Raw genomic sequence first — 21,549 nt, 5'->3', positions numbered from 1 at the left:
CATTTGCGGCCTCGATGCTCACTGTGCTCAAGCACAGTTGCGCGTCTCGGCCACAACTGACTTCCGCTCGCGACGGTTTTATCATGCGTTATACAGAGTTAAAGGAAAAAATAATGGGGACACAGGCCCAATTACTGGTCGATGCACAGAACTTCCTGGGCGAAGGCGTGCGCTGGTGCGAGCGCAGCGGCCGCGTTTTCTGGACGAATATCGAAGGCTGCCAGCTGCATGCGCTGGTATTGAGCACGGGGGAGCGCCAGCGCTGGGACATGCCCGAGCGCCTGGCGTGTTTCGCGCTGACGGACCGCGACGACGTGCTGCTGCTGGGACTGGCCTCGCGCCTGGCGTGGTTTGACGCGCGCAGCGGGGCCGTCACGCCCTTGCACACGGTGGAGGGCGACCTGCCCATGACGCGCCTGAACGACGGCCGCTGCGACCGCCAGGGACGCTTTGTCTTCGGCACGCTCGATGAGCGGCCGTGCCGCGATGCCATCGCCAGCTTCTATCGCCTCAACCTGGACTTGAGCCTGGAACGGCTGCCGCTGCCGCAGATCGCCATCTCGAACAGCATCTGCTTCAGCACCGATGGCACGGCCATGTATTTCTGCGATTCGATGAAGAAGGCGATCTACCGCTGGGATGATTACCTGGGGGTGACGCCAGCCGGGTGCGCGTGTTTGCCGTGCTCGATCCGGGGCCGGGCGCCGCCGACGGCGCCACCATCGATGCGGATGACCACTTGTGGAGCGCGCAGTGGGGCGCGGGACGGGTCTTGCGCTTCGCGCCGGACGGCAGCGTCGAGCGGGCGATAGCCTTGCCCGTCTCGCAGCCCAGCTGCGTGAGCCTGGGCGGTCCGCATTACGACGAATTGTTCGTCACCACGGCGCAGGAAAGCTTGACCCCGGCGCAGCTGGCGGGCGAACCGCTGGCCGGCGGATTGTTTCATGCACGTCAGGTGGGCGTGCGCGGTTTGCCGGAAGTGCGCTTTGGCGCCCTGCCGGCCTGACAGGAGAGAGCAGATGCAAAAGCACATGGTTTTCAATGGCATCCTCGAGCGGGGCATGGTCGGTATCGTGCGCGCCGACTCGCCCGATGCGGCGCTGCAGATCGCCGAGGCGTGCATCGCCGGCGGCATCACGGCGCTGGAAGTGGCGTTCACCACGCCCGACACCCTGGGTGTGCTGCGCACCCTGCGCGAACGCCATGGTCCTGACGTGCTGCTGGGCGCGGGCACGGTGCTCGATACGGAAACGGCCCGCGCCGCCATCCTGGCCGGCGCCCAGTTCATCATCTCGCCTGGCGTGAACGTGGAGACCATCGCGCTGTGTCAGCGTTATCAGGTGCTGGCCATGCCGGGGGCGATGACGCCGACGGAGATCGTCACGGCCCTGCAGGCGGGCGCGGACATCGTCAAGGTCTTCCCCGCCGAGATGTTCGGCCCCGCCTACATCAAGGCCTTGCGCGCCCCGCTGCCGCAAGCGCCGCTGATGCCGACGGGCGGCGTGACGGTGGAGAACCTGCATGCGTGGTTTGCCAGCGGCGCCGTGGCCGTGGGCATCGGCAGCAGCCTGAGTGGCCCGGGCGCCACGGGAGATTTCGCGGCCGTGACGGCGCGCGCGCAGGCTTTTGTCGCGCAGATGGCGGCCGTGCGGAGTTCCAGGTCTTCTGGATAGCTCCCTGCGCTGGATAATTCTGCTACGCTAGGCGGGCAATGTCGCACGCCTAACCACGCCCCGAATATGCCCAACATCGCCCGCATCCTGCAAGACAGCCGCATCATCGCCATCGTCGGCATGTCCGACAAGCCCGAACGCGCCAGCCACGAGGTGGCCGACTACCTGCTGCGGCATGGCTACCGCGTGCTGCCCGTCAATCCGGCCCTGGCCGGGCGCGACGTGCTGGGCCAGCGCGCCTATGCCACCCTGGCGCAGGCCGCGGCGGCTGTCGCGCCGGCGCGCATCGACATCGTCGACTGCTTCCGCAAGCCGGAAGATATCCTGCCCATCGCCGAGGAAGCCATCGCCGTCAAGGCGGGCTGCCTGTGGCTGCAGCTCGACATCGTCAACGAGCAGGCGGCGCAGCTGGCGCGGGCGGCGGGCCTGGACGTGGTGATGGACCATTGCACAAAAATCGAGCACCGCAAGCTGGCGGTGGCGGCATGAAGGCGCGCACGCAATTTCGCGCCGGTAAGGGCTTCGACCTGAACGAGGAGTTCGCCGGCAAGCGCCTGCTGGGCGCGGCCACCAAGGCGGCGAACAAGAAGCTGACGCCAGCCCAGTGCAAGGCCCTGGACATCGAAGAAACCGTGGCGCTGACGGCGCAGATCGCCGAGTGCCAGAGCATGCTGTATGCGCAGCGCAAGAAGAAGGTGCTGCTGGTCCTGCAGGGCATGGATACCTCGGGCAAGGACGGCACGGTGAAGGCCATCTTCAGCAATATCAACCCGATGGGCATCCGCGCCGTGGCGTTCAAGGGCCCCACCGATATCGAACTGGCGCACGACTACCTGTGGCGCGTGCACCAGCACGTGCCCGTGAAGGGCGAGATCGCCATCTTCAACCGCAGCCATTACGAGGATGTGCTGATCACGCGCGTGCAGGACATGATCGACAAGGCGGAATGCCGGCGCCGCTATGCGCAGATCCGCGATTTCGAGCGCATGCTGAGCGAAACGGGCACCATCATCCTGAAAGTCTTCCTGCATATCTCGAAGGACGAGCAACGGGGACGGCTGCAGGAGCGGCTCGACGATCCCGACCGCCAGTGGAAGTTCGATCCCAACGATATCGCCCAGCGCAAGAAGTGGGATGGCTACCAGCGCGCCTATGAAACGGCGATCCGCGAGACCGATGCCGATCACGCGCCGTGGTACGTGGTGCCATCGAATTCCAAGACGCAGCGCAACCTGGTGGTGGCCTCGCTGCTGCTGGAAACGCTGCAGGGCATGAAGCTCGAATATCCGGCGCCGGACCCGAAACTGTCGTCGTTCAAGGTCGAGTAAATACGCGGGCGATTCGGCTGTCCGCCTGCGGAATCGGCCGCGCTGTGGCATAGTATCCCTCGTCGATAATTCAAACCAGACCGGAGATCCATATGCTGCAGTTGAAAGATCCTACCTTGTTGCGTCACCAGGCTTACGTGAATGGCGCCTGGATGGACGCCGATGGTGGCCAGACGATTAATGTGAGCAATCCCGCCACGGGCGAGCATATCGGCACGGTGCCCCTGATGGGCGCGGCCGAGACGCGCCGCGCCATCGAGGCGGCCAATGCCGCCTGGCCTGCCTGGCGCAAGAAGACGGCCAAGGAGCGCGCGGCCGTGCTGCGCCGCTGGCATGACCTGATCCTGGAAAACGCCGACGATCTGGCGCTGATCATGACCACCGAGCAGGGCAAGCCCCTGCCGGAAGCGAAGGGCGAAGTGCAGTTCGGCGCCTCGTTCATCGAGTGGTTTGCCGAAGAAGGCAAGCGCGTGGCGGGCGATACCCTGCAATCGCCGTGGCCCGACCGCCGCCTGGTCATCACCAAGGAGCCGATCGGCGTGTGCGCCGCCATCACGCCGTGGAATTTCCCCGCCGCCATGATCACCCGCAAGGTCGGCCCGGCCCTGGCCGCCGGCTGTCCGATGGTCCTCAAACCGGCCGAAGCGACGCCGTTTTCCGCGCTGGCGCTGGCCGTGCTGGCCGAACGCGCCGGCGTGCCGGCGGGCGTGTTCAGCATCGTCACGGGCGCGCCGAAAGACATCGGCGGCGAAATGACCTCGAACCCCATCGTGCGCAAGCTGACGTTCACAGGGTCGACCCAGGTGGGCCGTTTGCTGGCGGAACAGTGCGCGCCGACGATCAAGAAACTGTCGCTGGAACTGGGCGGCAATGCGCCGTTCATCGTCTTCGACGACGCCGACCTGGATGCGGCCGTGGAAGGCGCCATCGCCTCGAAATACCGCAATGCGGGCCAGACCTGCGTGTGCGCCAACCGCCTGTACGTGCAGGACAGCGTGTACGACGCGTTTGCCGCCAAGCTGGTGGCCGCCGTGGCCAAGCTGAAGGTGGGCAATGGCATCGAGGCGGGCGTCACGCAAGGCCCGCTGATCGACGCCAAGGCCGTCGCCAAGGTGGAAGAGCACGTGGCCGACGCGCTGGGCAAGGGTGGCCGCCTGCTGGCCGGCGGCAAGCGCCATGCGCTGGGCAACGGCTTCTTCGAGCCGACCATCATCGCCGACGTGACGAACGACATGCGCGTGGCCACCGAGGAAACCTTCGGCCCGCTGGCGCCCCTGTTCCGCTTCAAGACGGACGATGAAGTGATCGCCCTGGCCAACAACACGGAATTCGGCCTGGCCGCCTACTTCTATTCGCGCGACATCGGCCGCATCTGGCGCGTGGCCGAAGGCCTGGAAACGGGCATGGTCGGCGTCAACACGGGCCTGATCTCGAACGAGATCGCGCCCTTCGGCGGCGTCAAGCAATCGGGCCTGGGCCGCGAAGGGTCGACCTACGGTATCGAAGACTACCTCGTGATCAAGTACATCTGCATGGGCGGCATCTAGAATGCTTGATTAAATCTGCTGCGCGGCGCGCTTTCCGGCCTGCGATGCTCGCTGTACTTTAGTACAGCTGCGCTTCTTAGCCAGATGGGGGCGCCGAGCCTCGTTGCCGCTCGCTACGATTTTCTCAAGCATCCGTGACGTCCGTTATCGGCGGCTGTTGCGAGCCGATCCCAACCTGTCCAGCATGCCCTTGACCGCTTCCATCTGCGTGCCGCTCTTGCGGTAGAAATCCGGATCGATCGGGTTGATGCTGGTGTAGCCCCAGAAATCCCAGCAGCCTTTCGGGTTGTACGGATAGACGGGGCTCGGTTCGGCCTGCGGATACAGCACGATGATCTTGTTGGCGTCCGCCACCTGGTTGTAGCCGGTGCTGGTATAGAAACGGTCGCCGATCGCCTGCGTCGTTTGCAGGCAGCCGTGGAACACCACGTGCACGCGGCAGCTCTCGCTGTCGCAGGCTTTCGGGATGTAGGCATAGCCCGTATTGTTCATGCTCGAATACGCGTTCTGGATGAAGCTGCGCTGGTTGAAGGCGATCAGCTTGCCCGTCAGGGTGGTCGACGACGGTTGCAGGTCCGGATACAGGTGCTGCAGGATGTCGCGCGCCTGCACGTAGTCGCAGTCGTTGATGAAGGGCGACTCCGTCACGGCGCAGGGCTTGTCCTGATTGCTGTCGGTCAGGATGGCGTGGCCCGCGCCTAGCGTGTCGACGAAGCGGATCTGCGCCGCCGGCGTGCCCGCCAGTTGATAGAATTTTCCCACCTGTTCCACCACCGGCCGCGTCACGGTCTGGTCTTTCGTTCCGCTGAACAGATATACGCGCTGGCGTTTCAGGTTGGCCGTGTCGTCGATGAGACGGGCCTGCGCAAAATCGTTCGCTGCGCGCAGCAATTCGCTGGCCACGGGCGGCGCCACTTGCGAGCTGCCTGGATTCATGCAGGTGGTCAGGGCATTCGTCAGGTAGGGAATATACGGGAAGCGGCCCGGCTGGCCCGAGCAGAAATACGGGCCGCCCGCGATGATGCCGGCGCCGGCGACGGTGGCCGAGTAGGCGACGGCAAACTGCGCCGCCATGAAGCCGCCCGAGGACAGGCCGGACACCGTGGTCTGGCTCAGATCGGCCTGGTAGGCGGGCAGGGCGGGGGCGTCCTTGCTCGCGGCGGGCTTGACGGCTGCTTTTGCGGCCGTGGCGGCGTGCGCGCCGCCGGGCGCCAGGATGAGCAGGCTGGCGGCCAGCAGGGCGGTGGGTAATGCGGTCAGGTGCGGGAAGGGCATGGCTACTCCAAAAGGCAAGAAAAGGGACAGGAAGGCCGAGCATAGGTAAAAAAACTGTGCGCTGGGCAAGTACTGCACCGTCGTTGATGTCGCTCAAGCTATCGCTGTTGTTGACCGTCTTGTACGTGCGCGCCGCGTTTGACATAGAATGGTTTTTTCCGTTCAACCATGGTGCCCCTCATGTCCAAGACCCTAGCCCAGCTGTTTGCGCTCACCACCCTTGCCGCCGGCGCCAGCCTGGCCATGCCGGCCCATGCCGCCGAAACCGCGCCAGCCGCCGCCGCGCCAGCCGCCTGCCCCGCCATCCTCAAGCAGACCTTCAACCGCCTGCAGGATGAAGCGCCGCAAAACCTGTGCCAGTACGCGGGCAAGGTCGTGCTGGTGGTCAATACGGCCAGCTATTGCGGTTTTACCAACCAGTATGAAGGACTCGAGGCGCTGTACGCCAAGTACGGCAGCAAGGGCCTGGTGGTGCTGGGCTTTCCGTCGAACGATTTCGGCAAGCAGGAGCCGGGCAACAGCAAGGAAATCGCCGATTTCTGCTACAACACCTACGGCGTGAAGTTCCCCATGTTTTCGAAGTCCGTCGTCTCCGGCCCCAATCCGAACCCGCTGTACGTGGACCTGATCAAGCAGACGGGCAAGACCCCGGCCTGGAATTTCCATAAATACCTGATCGACCGCCACGGTAAAGTGGTGGAAAGCTTCCCCAGCAAGGTGACGCCGGACGACAAGAAGCTCGTTGGCGCGGTGGAAAAAGCGCTGGCGATGTAAGTTGCCGACACACAAGCAGGCCAGCGCGCCTGCTTTTTTCAATGCCGCGCTTGTCGTCTTGCCATCATTGTCCTAAGCTGGTTGTTCGCGTTTGTCACAACAAAGGAGAACATCATGGCGTATGTCGATGGATTTGTGGTGCCCGTACCGAAGGCCAAGCTCGATACCTATCTGGCCATGTCGCGCGCCTGCGGCGCCGTCTGGCGCGAGTATGGCGCGCTGGAATTTCGCGAGTGCGTGGGCGACGATGTCAAGCCGGGCAAGCTGACTTCGTTTCCGCAGGCGGTGGACTTGCAGGATGGCGAAGTGGTGGTGTTTTCATGGATCGTGTATGCGTCGCGCGCCAAGCGCGATGAAATCAACGACAAGGTCATGAAAGACCCGCGCCTGGCCGAGATGATGGATCCGGCCAAGCTGCCGTTCGATGGCAAGCGGATGATCTACGGCGGCTACGAGATGCAGGTTGACATCAAGTAATCAGTTTTGCCAGCAGCGCCCCGCGCAGCGCATTGCACACGACGATGGCATCTGCCCGCGCCAGCATGGCGCGCGTGATGATGGTTTCCTGCGCACTCCAGGCGGGATCGGCCAGCATGGCCGCGCGTTGCACGCCGGGCAGCAGGCCGCAGGACAGGGGCGGCGTATGCCAGCGGCCATCGAGCCGGACGAAGACATTGCTGCGCCCGCCCTCCGTCAGCTCGCCCCGCTCGTTAAAGAACAGCATGTCGAAGGCGCCTTGCGCCTCGGCCGCGCGCCAGGCTGCGTCATAGCGCGCGCGCACGCTGCTCTTGTGGCGCAGGAACAGGTCATCCGCCGTGGTGGCGTCGGACGCCAGCAGGATGGTGACCGTGTCCGGCAAGGCGCTGAGCGCACCGCTTTGCGTCGTGAAGCGGCCATCCTGGCGCAGCGCCAGGCGCAGGCGGAAGGGGATATCGTCGGGACGCGCCGCGCAGGCTGCCTGCAGCGCGGCGCGGGCAGCATGTTGGTCCCAGGCAAAACCGAAGTAGGCGCTGGAGGCGGCCAGGCGCGCCAGGTGGCGCTCCTGCTGGCGGCAGCCGCCGGCGCGGCTCGCGTGCAGGGTCTCGAACAGTTCGAAGTCATTGCCCAGCTCCGTCAGGAAGCGGGCCTTGAGCCGGCATTCCGCAAATTCCTCGCGCGGGTCGCTGTCCAAGACGATGCCGGCGCCCACGCCCATCTCGCCGCGCCGCAGGCCGCCAGGGCCGGCCGGCTGCAGGGCCAGGGTGCGGATCGGCACCGACATGCAAAAGTCGCCCACCGGGTGGGCCGTGCCGATGGCCGGCGGATCGAACCAGCCGATGGCGCCCGTGTAGATGCCGCGCGGCGCCGGCTCCAGTTCGGCGATGATCTCCATGGTGCGGCGTTTCGGCGCGCCCGTGATCGAGCCGCACGGATACAAGGCCTGGAAGATGTCGGCCAGGCTGGCGTCGCCGCGCAAACGCGCCTGCACGGTGGACGTCATCTGCAGCACGCTGCTGTAGCGCGTCACCTGGAACAGGGCCGGTACCTTGACGGAGCCCGTGGCGGCGATGCGGCCGATGTCGTTGCGCAGCAGGTCGACGATCATCAGGTTTTCCGCGCGGTTTTTCGGGTCGCTGGCCAGGGCGGCGGCGCGGCGCGCGTTTTCGTCCGTTTGTTCAGGCGGGGCCGCCGGCGCCGTGCCTTTCATCGGGCGCGCCGTCAGCTCGCCCTGCGCATGGCGCACGAACAGTTCCGGCGACAGCGACAGCAGGGCGCCGCCATCGGGCAGCATCACCAGCGCGCCATACGGCACGGGCTGGCGTTCCCGCAGCCGCGCATACAGGGCCAGGGGCGAGCCGAAGGCATCGAAGCGCAGCCGATACGTATAGTTGACCTGATAGGTGTCGCCGGCCACGATGTAGTCGTGGATGCGCCCCAGCGCGCGCGTGAATTCGGCCTGATCCACATTCGCGCGGATGCCGGCGATGCCGGCCGGCGTTTCCATCGCCGGCGTACGTGCGGCCAGCCACTGCAGCACCTCGTCCTGCGACAGCTGGGTGCAGTGTTCGAAGACGAGCACCTGCGCCAGCGGCGGCGCACCGGGATCCGCCGCGCGCGGCGGCATGGCCAGCAAGTGCGCGCCCAGCTCGTAGCTGCACACGCTGACGGCGTACTGGCCGCGTTCCAAGGCCGCTTGCAGCCCTTCGAGCAGGGCCGGCCACTGCTCCCCCTCGCTGCACCGCAGGACCGCCGTCAGGCCCGTGTACAGGCGCGATGCGGCGCCGGGCGTGCTGGCGTCGTCGAGCAGGGCGAAACAGTCGGTATGCATGGGGACAGCCGCGGCGGTGACTTACCCCAGCAGCATGGCGATTTGCAGCGCCGCTTCCTGGGAGGGATTGATCTTGAAGCCGCTCTTGGCGTAGCGGTGCCAGCGTCCGATGACGAAGCTGACGATCAGGGTGGCGCGTGCCGCCACTTCGCTTTCCTTGCCATGGCCTTCGGCGGCGGCCACGCGCAAGGCCTGCTTGAGCGCCAGCTCCACGCGGTCGTAGAACTGGTTCATGCGCACTTGCAGGCGCTCGTCCTCATTGACCAGGGCGTCGCCGATCAGCACGCGCGTCATGCCCGGATTGCTGATGGCGAAATTGAGCAGCATGCCGATGATGTCGCGCGTCTGCGTCATGCCGTCGCTGTGCTTTTCCGCGATCTGGTTGATCAGGCCGAAGACGCTCGACTCGATGAATTCGATCAGCCCTTCGAACATTTGCGCCTTGCTGGCGAAATGGCGGTACAGGGCCGCTTCCGAGACGGCCAGTCTGGCCGCCAGTGCGGCGGTGGTGATCTTTTCGCCTTTCGGCTGCTCCAGCATTGCGGCGAGGGCCTGAAGAATTTGTAGCCTGCGTTGGCCCGGCGGTGTGCTTGCCATATTTTCTCTTGTCGTTAAAAAAAATGCTGCCTTGATGGGGAGGTCCGTCACCGCCGCTAGCGGTGCGGCTTCCGGCGTCAGCCGCAAGCCCAGGAGTCCCCTTCAACGCAGACGGTGAAGGCGGCGTGCCAAATGCCGGACAGATTTTACTTTGACATCGACGTAAGCGGGGCGATTTAACGCCTTGGGCAGCTTCGCCACGCCGATCGGATCGGCCATTTTCAGGTATTGCGTGACCCAGGCCGTGCGCAGGCCCAGTCTTTTTGCGCCCTTCAGGTTGGCGAGAGTGTCTTCCACCAGGATGCAGCGGCCAGGGCGGATCTGGTGCTTGCGCATCAGTTTGCGCAGCATCAGCGTCGATGGCTTGGGCCGCAGCTGGCGGTGCACCTGCATCGCCTCGATGGCGACGTGGTGTGAAAAGTGCCGGCGCAGTCCCAGGTGGCGCATCACGTCGCTCGAATAGCGCAGCGGCGCGTTGGTGAGTAAAATTTTACGGCCAGGCAGGCGTTTGAGTAAAGCCCCCAGTCCCCGCTCGGCGCGTATCATGGCGCGCAAATCGTCGAAGGCGTGCGTCTCGTGCAAAAAATGCGCGGCCTGCACCTGATGGTGCTTGACCATGCCCAGCAAGGTGGCGCCATAGCGGCGCCAGTAAGCCGCGCGCGCCGCATTGACGATGGCGTCGTCGGCCGGCGTCACGCCGTCGCCCAGCACCCGGGCAATATACGTGTTCATATTGGCCGTGATGGTGGGGAAGATGGCGTGCGAGGCATTGTGCAGCGTGTTGTCGAGGTCAAACAGCCAGACCGGCGACGAGCGGTTAAGATGGGACACAGGCACGAGAGTCTTTGCTAGCGAGAGAAGATGAAAAATTCAACAATCAGGAAAACCATGCGACGCCAGATTATAGTGATGTTTTGCGGATTATTCTTGCTGCCGTTGCAGGCAGCCTTCGCCGAAGCGCCGCCCGTGGCGCAAAACCGGGGCGCGCTGTTCAAGGTGCAGGACGCGGCCCACACCCTGTATCTGTTCGGCACCATCCATGTCGGCGCGCCCGATTTTTATCCGCTCGAGCCGACGGTAACGCAGGCGCTGCACCAGGCCGGGGCGCTGGCGCTGGAGATCGATCCCGGCGCCGATCCGCGCGCCGCCATGGGCGCCGTGCTGAAATACGGCATGGAGGCGCCGGGCAGCAAAGCGCCTGCCGACTGCCGCCAGACCCTGGCCCCGCGTCTGGCGCCGCTGTTGCAAAAATACGGCATTCCGGCCGAATCGGTGGCGCCGATGAAGCCATGGATGCTGGCCAGCATCCTGGCCATCGGCGAATTTTCCACCTTGGGCTACCGCTCCGACCTGGCTGTCGACAATTATCTGTCGCAGCAAGCCAGGGCGCGCAAGATCCCCGTGCTGGAACTCGAATCGATGGAAGGCCAGATGGCGCTGTTTGGCGCCATGTCGCCGTTTGAGCAGTGCCGCTTCCTGGAAGACGGCGTGGCCTCGATCGAGGACCAGGAACAAAGCCAGGAAGCGCGCGAGATCGCCGACGCCTGGCGCAACGCCGACGCGGCTGCCTTCGACAAGTTGGCGGCCAAGGCTGCGCAAGACCCCTCGTTCGCCGCGCAGTTCGTGCAAAAGGTGTTGCTGGACGGCCGCAACCCGGCCCTGGCCGACGGCATCGCCAAGCTGCTGGCGCGCGAAAAGCACAGCCTGGCCGCCATCGGTGTGCTGCACCTGGTCGGAGCGAAAAGCGTGCCGGATTTATTGCGTCAGAAGGGCTTGAAGGTCGAGCGGGTGTATTGAAACGCGGAGGCGATGCGGGCGACAGATAGCAGAGCAGATGGAAAAATGTTCAGGGCAAGGCGGACTGACGAAGACAGTACGCATGTACGGCGAGGAAGGACAACGCCGCCATGGGCATTTTTACAGCTGCGGGGAAAAGATACTGGTGCCCTTGACGTGGATCGAACACGTGGCCTCTCCCTTACCAAGGGAGTGCTCTACCACTGAGCTACAAGGGCAAATTAAAAGCGGCGCCAGGTGATCTGCGCCGCCAAACTACTCGCTGTGATGCATTGCGATTTTTTTAGTGCGAACGGATCATAGTACCAAAAGCCTGCTCGGTCAACACTTCCAGCAATAATGAGTGTTCGATGCGGCCGTCGATGATGTGCACCGTGTTCACGCCGGACTTGGCGGCGTCGAGCGCGGACGAGATCTTCGGCAGCATGCCGCCCGAGATCGTGCCATCGGCGAACATCTCGTCGATTTCGCGCGCCGACAGGTCGGTCACCAAGTTGCCCTGCTTGTCCTGGACGCCCGCGATGTTGGTCATCATGATCAGCTTTTCCGCCTTCAGGATTTCCGCGATCTTGCCCGCCACGACATCGGCGTTGATGTTGTAGGCCTGGCCATCCTGGCCGAAACCAATCGGCGAAATGATGGGAATGAAGGCGTCGTCCTGCAGCGCCTTGACGACGGCCGGGTTGATCGCGTCGATCTCGCCGACAAAGCCGATGTCGAGGAATTCGCCCGGATGTTCGCGGTCCGGCATCTGCATCTTGCGCGCGCGGATCAAGCCGCCATCCTTGCCCGTCAGGCCCACGGCCTGGCCGCCGTAATGGTTGATCAGCATGACGATATCCTGCTGCACTTCGCCGCCCAGCACCCACTCCACCACTTCCATGGTTTCTTCATCGGTGATGCGCATGCCTTGCACGAAGGTGCCTTGCTTGCCGATTTTTTTCAGCGCGTTGTCGATCTGCGGTCCGCCGCCGTGCACCACGACCGGGTTCATGCCGACCAGCTTGAGCAGGATGACGTCGCGCGCGAAGCCGTGCTTCAGGCGTTCGTCCGTCATGGCGTTGCCACCGTATTTGATGACGATGGTCTTGCCGTGGAAATTGCGGATGTAGGGGAGGGCCTCGGCCAGAATCTGCGCCTTGATTTGCGGCGACACCGCCGTCAAGTCGTCATTCATGTCCAGGTTCAAGTTAGCTAGTTGATTCATGGCGAGTCCGGAAAATAGATTTGTGCGATTTTACAGGGAAGAAGAAAATCCTGGAGGCATTATAGGGCGATCTTGTTGTATTTTCCCTGATGATCCTATAGTCTGGCCCGATATGTGCCCCAGCCAGCCCTTTTACCGCCCGTTACATCTGCGTCGCATCCCGGCGCAGCATGACACACACTTGCCAATTCAAACACAGCCATGAGCCAGTGCACCCTGTGCGGCGCCACTTTCCAGTGCGGCCAGCTCGACCCGGACGCCAAGGAACCCTGCTGGTGCCTCGCCCTGCCGCCCGCCGTTCCCGTGCCCGGCAGCGCCGCCGCGGGCTGCTGGTGCCCCGCCTGCCTGCAAGCGCACATCGCCTCCCTGGCACCTCCTGCCAAGCCCTAACGTCGGCTAATTAAGTGCTTCGGCATGCAATTGCTTTGCAATAAACCTTGCTTTCCGTAGGGGAATACGTTCAGACTTCGATTTTCAAGAATTTCTTATAGGAAAGTTATGCGCTTCAGGGATATCAGTATCGGCGTGCGCATCAATGCCGGTTATGCCATGTTGATCGCGCTGATGCTGGTCGTCATCGTCCTGTCTGGCAGCCGCATCTATGCCATCCGCGCCGAGACCGACGATATCCTGCAGCGCGACTGGGTCGCCGCCAAGGCCACCAGCAAGATCCACGGGCTGGCGCGCGAGGCGGCCACGCGCATCGGCAACCTGCCGAACCAGCACGAGCTGGCGCTGCGCCAGGCGAACCAGGCGCGCCTGGAAGCGATCAAGCAAGGCATCGACGAGCAGGTGCGCATCCTCGACGGTCTCGATGCGCGGCCCGAGGAACGGCGCCTGCTGGAACAGATGCACCTGGCGCGCGCCGATTACTATGGCTCGCTCAAGACGATGTTCGAGCTGGTCGAGCGCGGCGAGGATGCCCGCGCCGAGCAGGCCATGCAGACGCAGACCTTGCCGGTGCTGGAAAAAGTGCTGCTGTACGTGGGCCAGCTCGACGACCTGCAGCAGCAGCTGATCCGCGACAGCGCGGCCAGGATACGCAACGACATCGATACCTCGCTGCTGCTGATGGGCGGCATCGGCCTGGCGGCCCTGCTGACGGGCCTGGCCTTTGCCTGGTCGGCGCGCTCGATCACGCGTCCGCTGGGCGAGGCCGTGGCGATCGCCACGCGCGTGGCCAATGGCGATCTCAGTTCCGTCATCGAAGTGACGTCGCGCGACGAGACGGGCGAATTGCTGCAGGCGCTCAAGGACATGAGCACCAGCCTGGCCGTCGAGCAGGACCTGCGCCATGCCGTCGAAGTGGCCGAGGATGCGACCAAGATGAAGTCGGACTTCCTGGCCAATATGTCGCATGAGATCCGCACGCCGATGAACGGCATCATCGGCATGACTCACCTGGCGCTGCAGACGGAGCTCACGTCGACCCAGCGCAACTACCTGGAGAAGGTGGAGTCGGCTTCGAAGAACCTCTTGGCCATCATCGACGACATTCTCGATTTCTCGAAGATCGAGGCGGGCAAGATGGCCTTTGAAAAAGTCGATTTCTTCCTCGAGGACGTGCTGGCGCAGATCGCCGACCTGTCCGTGATGCGGGCGCAGGACAAGGGGCTCGAACTGCTGTTCGACATCGCCCCCGACGTGCCGAACGCCTTGCAGGGCGACCCGCTGCGCCTGGGCCAGGTGCTGATCAATCTCACCAACAATGCGATCAAGTTTACGGACAAGGGCGAGATCGTCGTCACCATCCGCCTGCAGCAGCTGGAAGAGCATGCGGCTGTCTTGCGCGTGGACGTGCGCGACACGGGCATCGGCCTGACGCCGCCCCAGCGCAGCAAGTTGTTCCAGGCCTTTACCCAGGCCGACACCTCCACCACGCGCCACCATGGCGGCACGGGCCTGGGGCTGACCATCAGCAAGCGCCTGGTGGAGATGATGGAAGGCGAGATCGACCTGGTCAGCGAAGCGGGCGTTGGCAGCACCTTTTTCTTCACGGCCCGCTTCGGCCTGGCCGCCGTGCCGCGCGACAGCCTGCTTGCTCCGCAGCGCTTCGAGGGCTTGCGCGTGCTGGTGGTCGACGACAACCCCAGCGCGCGTGAAATCTTCGTCAGCATGCTGACGGCGCTCGGCTTCGAGGCGCGGGCCGTGTTTGGCGGCGTGCCGGCCATCGGCGCCGTGGCGCAGGCGCGCGCCGAGGGGCGGCCGTACGGCCTCGTGCTGATGGACTGGAAAATGCCGGGCATGAACGGCCTCGATACCCTGGCCGGCATCCGCGCCGATGCCGCCGGCATCGATGCCACGCCGGCCTGCATCATGGTCACGGCCTTCCATCGCGAAGCGCTGCTGGAGGCGGCGCGCCAGCGCGATTTGCCGCTCGACGGCGTGTTGAACAAGCCCGTCAGCGCTTCGACCCTGCTCGACCAGATATCGTTCGTGTTTGGCGGCGTGACGGGGCAGAGCCGCAAGACGCAGCGCCAGAGCAGCTACCGCGACGACGAACGCGCCCTGCGCGGCGCCTGGCTGCTGCTGGTCGAGGATAATGAAGTGAACCAGGAAGTGGCGCAGCATATTCTCAACGACGCCGGCATCCGCGTCGACATCGCCGGCAATGGCGCCATCGCGCTGGCGAAGATCGAGGAAAACGCCTATGACGGCGTGCTGATGGATTGCCAGATGCCGGTGATGGATGGCTACCAGGCGACGCGCAAGCTGCGCCAGGATCCCCGTTACTCGAATCTGCCCGTGATCGCCATGACGGCCAATGCCATGGTCGGCGACAAGGAAAAATGTCTGGACGCCGGCATGAACGATTTCATCGCCAAGCCGATCGACGTGGCGCAGCTGTTCGGCACCCTGGCGCGCTGGATCGCGCCGGCCGCGCCGCAGGCAATGACGTCGGTAGCGGCGCAGCCGGAAGCGGAGCTGCCCGTGATCGCCGGCCTGAAAATGGCGGAAGCCATGCGCCGCGTGGGCGGCAATGCCGCTTTGATGCGAAAATTACTGGACCGCTTCGTGGAAACCCAGTTTGACGCCATGCAGCGCATCGTGGCCGCCATCGAGAACAACCAGCTCGAGACGGCGATCCGCGAAGCGCATACCCTGAAGGGCCTGGCCGGCAATATCGGCGCCGGCGGCCTGGCCGACAGCGCCGCGCGGGTCGAGCACCTGCTCAGCCTGGGCTCGCACGATGGCTTGCCGCAGGCGCTGTCCGCCTGCACCCTGGCGCTCGACGAGCTGGTGCCGAAGATCGTGCTGGCGATGCAGTCGCGCGGCAACGCGGCCGAGGCGGGCGGCGCGCCGGTGGCGCACGTGGCGCCGGTGGACCGGGCCTGCCTGGAAGCGGGCTTGCGCGAGCTGTCGCAGCTGCTGCAGCAGGACGATGCGCAGGCCGTCAAGCACCTTGACGGCATCGGTCCCGTGCTGGTCGCGGCGGGGCAGGCGGAACATGCGCGCCAGTTGAAGCGCATGCTGGGACAATACGATTTCGAAGGTGCGCTGGCGCAGCTGGGCGAGGTGGCCGATGCGCTGGAGCTGACACTGTGACAAGGATAACTATGCAGAGCGAAGGACGGGCATGAGAGCGCCGGCAAGCAAGCCAACCATCCTGGTGGTCGATGACACGCCAGACAATATCGACCTGCTGCGCGCGGTGCTGGAAGACGACTACCGCACCAAGATCGCCGTCAATGGCGAGCGCGCCCTGAAGATCGCCGCCGGCGGCGACCAGCCCGACCTGATCCTGCTCGACATCATGATGCCGGGCATGAGCGGCTACGATGTGTGCCGCGCGCTGAAGGCCGATCCCGCCACGGCCGGCATCCCCGTGATTTTTGTCACCGCCATGAGCGAGGTGGCCGACGAGCAGCTGGGCCTGGCCCTGGGCGCCGTGGATTACATCACCAAGCCGATTTCCGCGCCCATCGTGCTGGCCCGTATCAAGACGCAGCTGGCGATGAAGCAGATGCAGGATTTCCTGCGCGACCAGAACCAGTACCTGGAAACGGAAGTGGAGCGCCGCGTGCAGGAAGTGGCGGCGCTGCAGGACGTCACCATCCACGCCATGGCGTCGCTGGCCGAGACGCGCGACAGCGAGACGGGCAACCATATCCGCCGCACCTCGCACTACCTGAAGGCGCTGGCCGAGAAGGTGCGCAACTTGCCGCGTTTCCGCGATTTCTTGACGGACAAGAATATCGAACTGCTGTTCAAGACGGCGCCGCTGCACGACATCGGCAAGGTGGGCATCCCCGACCATATCCTGCTCAAGCCGGGGCGCTTCGAGCCGCACGAAATGGCCATCATGAAGACGCACACCACCTTGGGGCGCGACGCCATCCTGGCGGCCGAACACGAGCTGGGCATCGAAGTCGATTTCCTCAAGTACGCGAAAGAGATCGCCTACAGCCACCATGAAAAATGGGATGGCAGCGGCTACCCGCAAGGCCTGGCGGGCGAAGATATCCCGATCTCGGCGCGCCTGATGGCGCTGGCCGACGTGTATGACGCCCTGATCAGCCGGCGCATCTACAAGCAGGGCATGGACCATGCGCAGGCCGTGCGGATCATCGTCGAAGGACGCGGCTCGCACTTCGACGCCGAGATCGTCGACGCCTTCCTGCAGATCCAGGACCAGTTCATCGCCATCTCCAACCGCTATGCCGACGGCGTGTGCGAGATCGCCGACAAGCAGCGGCAGATCGCGCCATACACCGGAAACATCAGCTGACGGTCTTGAAGAAGCGCAGCATCTCCCGGCTGGCGTCCGGTCCTTTGCCGTCCGTATAACTGCCGTTGTTGCTGCCGCCGGACCAGGCATGGCCGGCGCCGTGGATGACCCAGTGTTCGCCCAGCGGCGAGCCGTCGGCCTGGCTGTGCGTGGTGCGCGTGTAGCGGTGGCCGTTCGGCACGCTGCCGTCGACGGAGGCGGCCCTGGCCGACTTGCCGCCCGCCTGGCTGCGCACGCCCTGGGCGATCAGCTCATCGCCATTGCGCGGGTTGACGGTGGTGTCGCGGTCGCCGTGAAAAACGATGATGGGCACGCCGCCGGCCGGCGCCTTGCGCTGGGCATTGGGCATGGCGCCGCCTTTCATGGCGGCCAGCGCCGACGGCAAGTCCTGCGCCGAGGCGAAGGGCAGGCCCGAATGCACGCCGACGGCGGCAAACAGGTCGGGGTACAGGGTGCCGACGATGACGGCCATGGCGCCGCCCGCCGACAGGCCGGCGACGAACACTTCACGCTCGTTGACCGGGTAGTCGTCGATGACTTGCTGCGCGATGCCGGCGATCAGCGACGGTTCGCCCTGGCCGCGCTGCTGGTCGATGGCGTTGAACCAGTTCCAGCAGCGCGAACTGTTGGCGCCCTGCGTCTGCGCCGGGTAGACGACAAAACACTCCTTTTCTTCGGCCAGCGCATTCATCTGCGTGCCGGCGGCGAAATCGTCGGGATTTTGCGTACAGCCGTGCAGCATGACGATCAGCGGCATGGCCTGGCCGTGGTAGCTGCTGGGGATATACAGCTTGTACGAACGCGTGCCTGCATGGTTGCGGTACACGCCATCGATGAACTGCGCGCCGGCGGGGATCTCCGCCGGCGTGGCGGCCGGCGCGTTGAAGCCGGGCGGATGAAAATTCGGCAGCTCGAAGCTGGGCATGTCGAAGCTGTGCTGGCCCAGGCCGGCCGGCACGCCCAGGCGCGCCATGAAATCCTGTGCGAAGTCCTGCGCCGCCTGCGCGGGCGTGGGCGGCACCGATGCCGCTTCCGGTGCGGCGTCAGCTTGCGGCTGCCCGGCCCGGGCCTGTGCCGGTGGCGGCGCAGGTGGCGGATTAATGTCGCGCATCGGCTGCGGTGGCGGCGCTTGCGTGGCGGCCGCTTGCGGCGCCAGGCCGGCCGCAGACAGCGCCTGCTGGATCGCTTCGGTGGCGGCGGCAGGGCCGCTGCCCATCAGATTACGGGTCGCGGCGCGCATCTGCGCCAGCATGTTGAGAGGTAGTTTCATGACCATCCTTAACGGTGCCGCGCATCGGCCGGGTCATCGCCGCGAACCAATACGCTAGTGAATTCGCCCTGCGAGCGCCGTCTTGACGACGGTGCTGGCGTGCAGGGCACCTAATACGAAAATCGACTCGATGGTGGCCAGTGCCAGTTCCACCGAGACGTCGCTGGCGATGCTGGCCAGTCCCAGCACCTGTATCTGCAGGCGCTGGCCGGCTGCCTGGATCGCTTCCAGGTCGGCGCGCGAGTAATGCTGCATGCCCAATACCAGGCTTTTACGGGCGACGGTCTGTTTCACCACGTCGGCGTGGGTGCCCAGCTGGTTGCGTATGGCCGTACGGATCAGATCCGTGCGGTTGGAATAAAATCCCTCCTGGACCAGCAGATCGATCTGCCCCAGGTCGATCAAGCCCAGGTTGATGGTGATTTTCTCGGATTCCCCAATTTTGGGCTTGCTGTCTTGCTTGGCCATATCTCTCCAAAAACTCCACGTGGCATCCATTTGCCATCTGTATGGATGGTAGTATAGTTCTGAAATGTCTCAAGTCAAGCAGGATCTGGCCTGATCGTGGTGTAGGACGGGCACCCGTAGAGTGAGAATGTGTGAAAAATATATTTCCGGAAGAGCAGTTGTTGACCATTGTTTCGCTGGAAAATATATTCACGGAAACATTGCAAGGCGATGCCATCGCCTCGCCGGCGCCGTTTCGCGGCATAATGAAAGCCTTCACGTTTACCGATGCCGCTCCATGATGGTCGCTCCCCCACCTCCGCCAGCCGTTCCGCTTTCTTTGCCGTCGCCGGTGCCGTCGCCCTGCGTCAGCCTGTGCAAGATGAACCGCAACAGCGGCTTGTGCGAAGGCTGCCTGCGCACGCTCGACGAGATCATCGCCTGGAGCAAGGCCGACGACGACTTCAAGCGCGCCGTGTGGGCCGAATTGCCAGGCCGTGAATCCTTGCTCGATTTCGAGCCCGACTACTGAGGAAGCCCATGCCGCGATCGCCAGCGCTGTTCCCCGATGCCATGCAGGTGTTCGAACGCGGCTGGCTGTCGTCGAACAACATCCTGTTCCAGGGGACGGATGACACGGCCCTGATCGACAGCGGCTATGTCACGCATGCGCCGCAAACCCTGGCCCTGCTGCGCCACAGCCTGGCCGGCCGGCCGCTGGACCGCCTGTTCAACACCCACCTGCACTCCGACCATTGCGGCGGCAACGCGCTGCTGCAAGCCGCATACGGCTGCCACACGGCCATTCCCGTGGCGGAAGCGGACAAGGTGCGCACGTGGGATGCCGATGCCCTCAGCTTCCAGGCCACGGGCCAGCAATGCCCGCGCTTCGGCTTTGACGCCACCGTCTCTCCCGGCGACACCTTGACTTTGGCCGGCATGGCCTGGCAGGCGCTGGGCGCACCGGGCCACGACCCGCACTCGCTGATTTTTTACTGTGCCGAAGAGGGCATCCTGATCTCCGCCGACGCCCTGTGGGAAAACGGCTTTGGCGTGATCTTCCCGGAACTCGATGGCGGCTCCGGCTTTTCGGAAGCGCGCGCCACGCTGGACCTGATCGCGGGCCTGGACGTGCGCGTCGTCATTCCCGGCCACGGGCGGCCATTTACGGATGCCGCCGGCGCCCTGCAGCGCGCCTATTCGCGCCTCGATTACCTGGCGTCCGACCCCGTGCGCAATGCGCAGAATGCGGTCAAAGTGCTGCTGAAGTTTTTGCTGCTGGAGCGCCAGCGCATCGCCCTGGCCGGGATACCGGCCCTGCTGCGCGGCATGCCGATCTTCGAGGAGGCCAACCGGCGCTTCCTGCGCCAGGAGGCGGCCGCGCTGGCCGAGTGGGCCGTATCGCAGCTATGCAGGGCTGCTGCGGCGCGGGTCGAGGGTGAGTACTTGCTCAACGAGGGTTGAGCGGGACTTGCGATAAATTCAGCACGATCGTACTTTTTCTGCACTATAATCAACGTTCAGTGTGTCTTTCATCCCGATCAACTTTCCAGCGAGTCCGCCATGGCATTGCCTGTTGCGTTGCAAAACCTCTCCTTACCCGTTATCGCTTCGCCGATGTTCATCGCCAGCGGCCCGGCCCTCGTCGCGGCGCAGTGCAAGGCCGGCATCGTCGGTTCCTTCCCGGCCCTGAACGCGCGTCCCGCCGAATTGCTCGACACGTGGCTGACCGACCTGCAGGCCGAGCTGGCCGCCTTCCAGGCCGCCAATCCCGATAAAAAAGTCGGGCCGATCGCCGTCAACCAGATCGTGCACCAGTCGAACGACCGCCTCGCGCACGACGTGGAAGTGTGCGTGAAACACCAGGTCCCCATCATCATTTCCTCGCTGCGCGCGCCGCCCAAGGAAATGCTCGACGCCATCCACAGCTATGGCGGCATCGTGCTGCACGACGTGATCTCGATCCGCCACGCGAAAAAGGCGCTGGAAGCGGGCGTCGATGGCTTGATCCTGGTCGCCAGCGGCGCCGGCGGCCACGCGGGCACCCTGTCGCCGTTCGCGCTGGTGGGCGAAGTGCGCAAATTCTTCGACGGCCCGCTGGCGCTGTCGGGCTCCATCGCCACGGGCGACGCCGTGCTGGCCGCGCAAGCGATGGGCGCCGACTTTGCCTACATCGGCTCGCGCTGGCTGGCGACCAAGGAATCGAACGTCAGCGACGGCTACCGCGACGCCATCGTGGATTCCAGCGCGGCGGACATCGTCTACACGAACCTGTTTACGGGCGTGCACGGCAATTACCTGAAAAAATCGATCGAAGCGGCCGGACTCGATCCGGAAGCCTTGCCCGAAGCGGACAAGAGCGCGATGAATTTCGGCTCCGGCAGCGCCAAGGCCTGGCGCGACATCTGGGGCGCGGGCCAGGGCGTGGGCTTGATGGACGACGTGCCCAGCGTGGCAGAGATGGTGGCGCGCCTGAAGGCCGAATACGATGCGGCGCGCGCGCGGTTGAAGCTGTAATCGTTGTTGCGATGATGGTGGTGTCGGATTACGCTGCGCTAAGCCGACCTACGACCATGGATTCGGTAGGTCGGATTAGC

At 64.5% G+C, this 21,549-nt stretch carries 22 protein-coding genes, 1 tRNA gene and 1 pseudogene; 16 read left to right on the top strand and 8 right to left on the bottom strand.

All coding sequences use genetic code 11. The features are described 5' to 3' along the window. Nucleotides 1-14: 14 nt before the first annotated feature. The 6 genes and pseudogenes from ACRHIG_RS02620 to gabD all read left to right on the top strand — a co-directional run. Nucleotides 15-581: pseudogene (locus ACRHIG_RS02620) on the top strand (SMP-30/gluconolactonase/LRE family protein); the annotation flags it as partial. Between the two features lie 86 nt (nt 582-667). Further along, on the top strand, nt 668-1,006 hold the full coding sequence (locus tag ACRHIG_RS02615; protein ID WP_489629285.1) for an SMP-30/gluconolactonase/LRE family protein: 339 nt from the start codon (nt 668-670) through the stop codon (nt 1,004-1,006). A 13-nt stretch (nt 1,007-1,019) separates the two neighbouring features. Then, nucleotides 1,020-1,673 carry a bifunctional 2-keto-4-hydroxyglutarate aldolase/2-keto-3-deoxy-6-phosphogluconate aldolase gene (locus tag ACRHIG_RS02610; protein ID WP_475415760.1) on the top strand — a complete coding sequence of 218 codons (654 nt, stop codon included), beginning with the start codon at nt 1,020-1,022 and terminating at the stop codon, nt 1,671-1,673. Between the two features lie 66 nt (nt 1,674-1,739). Further along, nucleotides 1,740-2,162 carry a CoA-binding protein gene (locus ACRHIG_RS02605; RefSeq protein WP_475415759.1) on the top strand — a complete coding sequence of 141 codons (423 nt, stop codon included), beginning with the start codon at nt 1,740-1,742 and terminating at the stop codon, nt 2,160-2,162. Beyond that, complete coding sequence (locus ACRHIG_RS02600) at nt 2,159-3,001, top strand: PPK2 family polyphosphate kinase (protein WP_475415758.1); 843 nt, start codon at nt 2,159-2,161, stop codon at nt 2,999-3,001. Before ACRHIG_RS02605 ends, ACRHIG_RS02600 begins: the two co-directional genes overlap by 4 nt. A gap of 92 nt (nt 3,002-3,093) precedes the next feature. After that, nucleotides 3,094-4,548: an NADP-dependent succinate-semialdehyde dehydrogenase gene (gene gabD / locus ACRHIG_RS02595; RefSeq protein ID WP_475415757.1), complete on the top strand. Its 1,455-nt coding sequence runs from the start codon at nt 3,094-3,096 to the stop codon at nt 4,546-4,548. A gap of 144 nt (nt 4,549-4,692) precedes the next feature. Here gabD and ACRHIG_RS02590 read toward each other — a convergent pair whose 3' ends face one another. Next, a complete protein-coding gene (locus tag ACRHIG_RS02590) occupies nt 4,693-5,823 on the bottom strand; it encodes an extracellular catalytic domain type 2 short-chain-length polyhydroxyalkanoate depolymerase (RefSeq protein WP_489629284.1) in 1,131 nt (376 codons plus the stop codon). A gap of 180 nt (nt 5,824-6,003) precedes the next feature. Between ACRHIG_RS02590 and ACRHIG_RS02585 the strand changes: the two genes are divergently transcribed. Both ACRHIG_RS02585 and ACRHIG_RS02580 read left to right on the top strand, forming a co-directional pair. Then, entirely contained in the window at nt 6,004-6,597 is a 594-nt protein-coding gene (locus ACRHIG_RS02585) for a glutathione peroxidase (protein WP_489629283.1), read from the top strand. Between the two features lie 114 nt (nt 6,598-6,711). Continuing rightward, a complete protein-coding gene (locus ACRHIG_RS02580; protein ID WP_475415754.1) occupies nt 6,712-7,074 on the top strand; it encodes a DUF1428 domain-containing protein in 363 nt (120 codons plus the stop codon). Here the strand turns inward: ACRHIG_RS02580 and pabB are convergent. From pabB to ACRHIG_RS02565, 3 genes are all read right to left on the bottom strand, one after another. Then, nucleotides 7,067-8,905 carry an aminodeoxychorismate synthase component I gene (gene pabB, locus ACRHIG_RS02575; protein WP_489629282.1) on the bottom strand — a complete coding sequence of 613 codons (1,839 nt, stop codon included), beginning with the start codon at nt 8,903-8,905 and terminating at the stop codon, nt 7,067-7,069. The two genes, ACRHIG_RS02580 and pabB, sit on opposite strands and share 8 nt — an antisense overlap. Before the next feature lie 21 nt (nt 8,906-8,926). Further along, entirely contained in the window at nt 8,927-9,502 is a 576-nt protein-coding gene (slmA, locus tag ACRHIG_RS02570; RefSeq protein ID WP_070313104.1) for a nucleoid occlusion factor SlmA, read from the bottom strand. 102 nt (nt 9,503-9,604) lie between these two features. Further along, nucleotides 9,605-10,339: a pyrimidine 5'-nucleotidase gene (locus tag ACRHIG_RS02565; RefSeq protein WP_121670813.1), complete on the bottom strand. Its 735-nt coding sequence runs from the start codon at nt 10,337-10,339 to the stop codon at nt 9,605-9,607. Between the two features lie 90 nt (nt 10,340-10,429). Here ACRHIG_RS02565 and ACRHIG_RS02560 point away from each other — a divergent pair, with 90 nt between their 5' ends. Further along, nucleotides 10,430-11,299: a TraB/GumN family protein gene (locus ACRHIG_RS02560; RefSeq protein ID WP_489629281.1), complete on the top strand. Its 870-nt coding sequence runs from the start codon at nt 10,430-10,432 to the stop codon at nt 11,297-11,299. Between the two features lie 143 nt (nt 11,300-11,442). Here ACRHIG_RS02560 and ACRHIG_RS02555 read toward each other — a convergent pair. Both ACRHIG_RS02555 and argB read right to left on the bottom strand, forming a co-directional pair. Continuing rightward, nucleotides 11,443-11,517, bottom strand: a tRNA-Thr gene (locus ACRHIG_RS02555). Between the two features lie 65 nt (nt 11,518-11,582). Beyond that, nucleotides 11,583-12,476: an acetylglutamate kinase gene (argB, locus tag ACRHIG_RS02550; protein WP_010393729.1), complete on the bottom strand. Its 894-nt coding sequence runs from the start codon at nt 12,474-12,476 to the stop codon at nt 11,583-11,585. Nucleotides 12,477-12,707: 231 nt separating this feature from the next. On the opposite strand from argB, the gene ACRHIG_RS02545 reads away from it, so the two are divergent. The 3 genes from ACRHIG_RS02545 to ACRHIG_RS02535 all read left to right on the top strand — a co-directional run bounded on the left by ACRHIG_RS02545 (nt 12,708) and on the right by ACRHIG_RS02535 (nt 17,235). Next, nucleotides 12,708-12,896: a cysteine-rich CWC family protein gene (locus ACRHIG_RS02545; RefSeq protein WP_475415750.1), complete on the top strand. Its 189-nt coding sequence runs from the start codon at nt 12,708-12,710 to the stop codon at nt 12,894-12,896. A 108-nt stretch (nt 12,897-13,004) separates the two neighbouring features. Further along, nucleotides 13,005-16,052, top strand: a complete 3,048-nt coding sequence (locus ACRHIG_RS02540) for a response regulator (protein WP_489629280.1) — start codon at nt 13,005-13,007, stop codon at nt 16,050-16,052. A gap of 31 nt (nt 16,053-16,083) precedes the next feature. Continuing rightward, nucleotides 16,084-17,235 (top strand): response regulator, encoded by a 1,152-nt coding sequence (locus tag ACRHIG_RS02535; protein ID WP_489629279.1) that lies wholly within the window; start codon nt 16,084-16,086, stop codon nt 17,233-17,235. On the opposite strand, the gene ACRHIG_RS02530 is transcribed toward ACRHIG_RS02535, so the two are convergent. Together ACRHIG_RS02530 and ACRHIG_RS02525 are read right to left on the bottom strand one after the other, a co-directional pair. Then, complete coding sequence (locus ACRHIG_RS02530; protein ID WP_489629278.1) at nt 17,228-18,505, bottom strand: extracellular catalytic domain type 1 short-chain-length polyhydroxyalkanoate depolymerase; 1,278 nt, start codon at nt 18,503-18,505, stop codon at nt 17,228-17,230. The two genes, ACRHIG_RS02535 and ACRHIG_RS02530, sit on opposite strands and share 8 nt — an antisense overlap. Before the next feature lie 54 nt (nt 18,506-18,559). Continuing rightward, the gene (locus tag ACRHIG_RS02525; RefSeq protein WP_034752801.1) at nt 18,560-18,973 is read right to left on the bottom strand and encodes a CopG family transcriptional regulator; all 414 of its coding nucleotides are present in this window, start codon (nt 18,971-18,973) and stop codon (nt 18,560-18,562) included. 131 nt (nt 18,974-19,104) lie between these two features. On the opposite strand from ACRHIG_RS02525, the gene ACRHIG_RS02520 reads away from it, so the two are divergent. The 4 genes from ACRHIG_RS02520 (at nt 19,105) to ACRHIG_RS02505 (ending at nt 21,469) form a co-directional block, all read left to right on the top strand. After that, on the top strand, nt 19,105-19,254 hold the full coding sequence (locus ACRHIG_RS02520) for a hypothetical protein (RefSeq protein WP_489629277.1): 150 nt from the start codon (nt 19,105-19,107) through the stop codon (nt 19,252-19,254). Between the two features lie 50 nt (nt 19,255-19,304). Then, nucleotides 19,305-19,484: a DUF1289 domain-containing protein gene (locus tag ACRHIG_RS02515; protein ID WP_227742078.1), complete on the top strand. Its 180-nt coding sequence runs from the start codon at nt 19,305-19,307 to the stop codon at nt 19,482-19,484. Between the two features lie 8 nt (nt 19,485-19,492). Further along, nucleotides 19,493-20,416 carry an MBL fold metallo-hydrolase gene (locus ACRHIG_RS02510; RefSeq protein ID WP_489629276.1) on the top strand — a complete coding sequence of 308 codons (924 nt, stop codon included), beginning with the start codon at nt 19,493-19,495 and terminating at the stop codon, nt 20,414-20,416. A gap of 99 nt (nt 20,417-20,515) precedes the next feature. Continuing rightward, the gene (locus ACRHIG_RS02505) at nt 20,516-21,469 is read left to right on the top strand and encodes an NAD(P)H-dependent flavin oxidoreductase (RefSeq protein WP_475415744.1); all 954 of its coding nucleotides are present in this window, start codon (nt 20,516-20,518) and stop codon (nt 21,467-21,469) included. Nucleotides 21,470-21,549 lie beyond the last annotated feature (80 nt).

The organism is Janthinobacterium sp. C22 (assembly GCF_057919405.1).
This window is presented reverse-complemented; position numbering and strand designations above follow the sequence as displayed.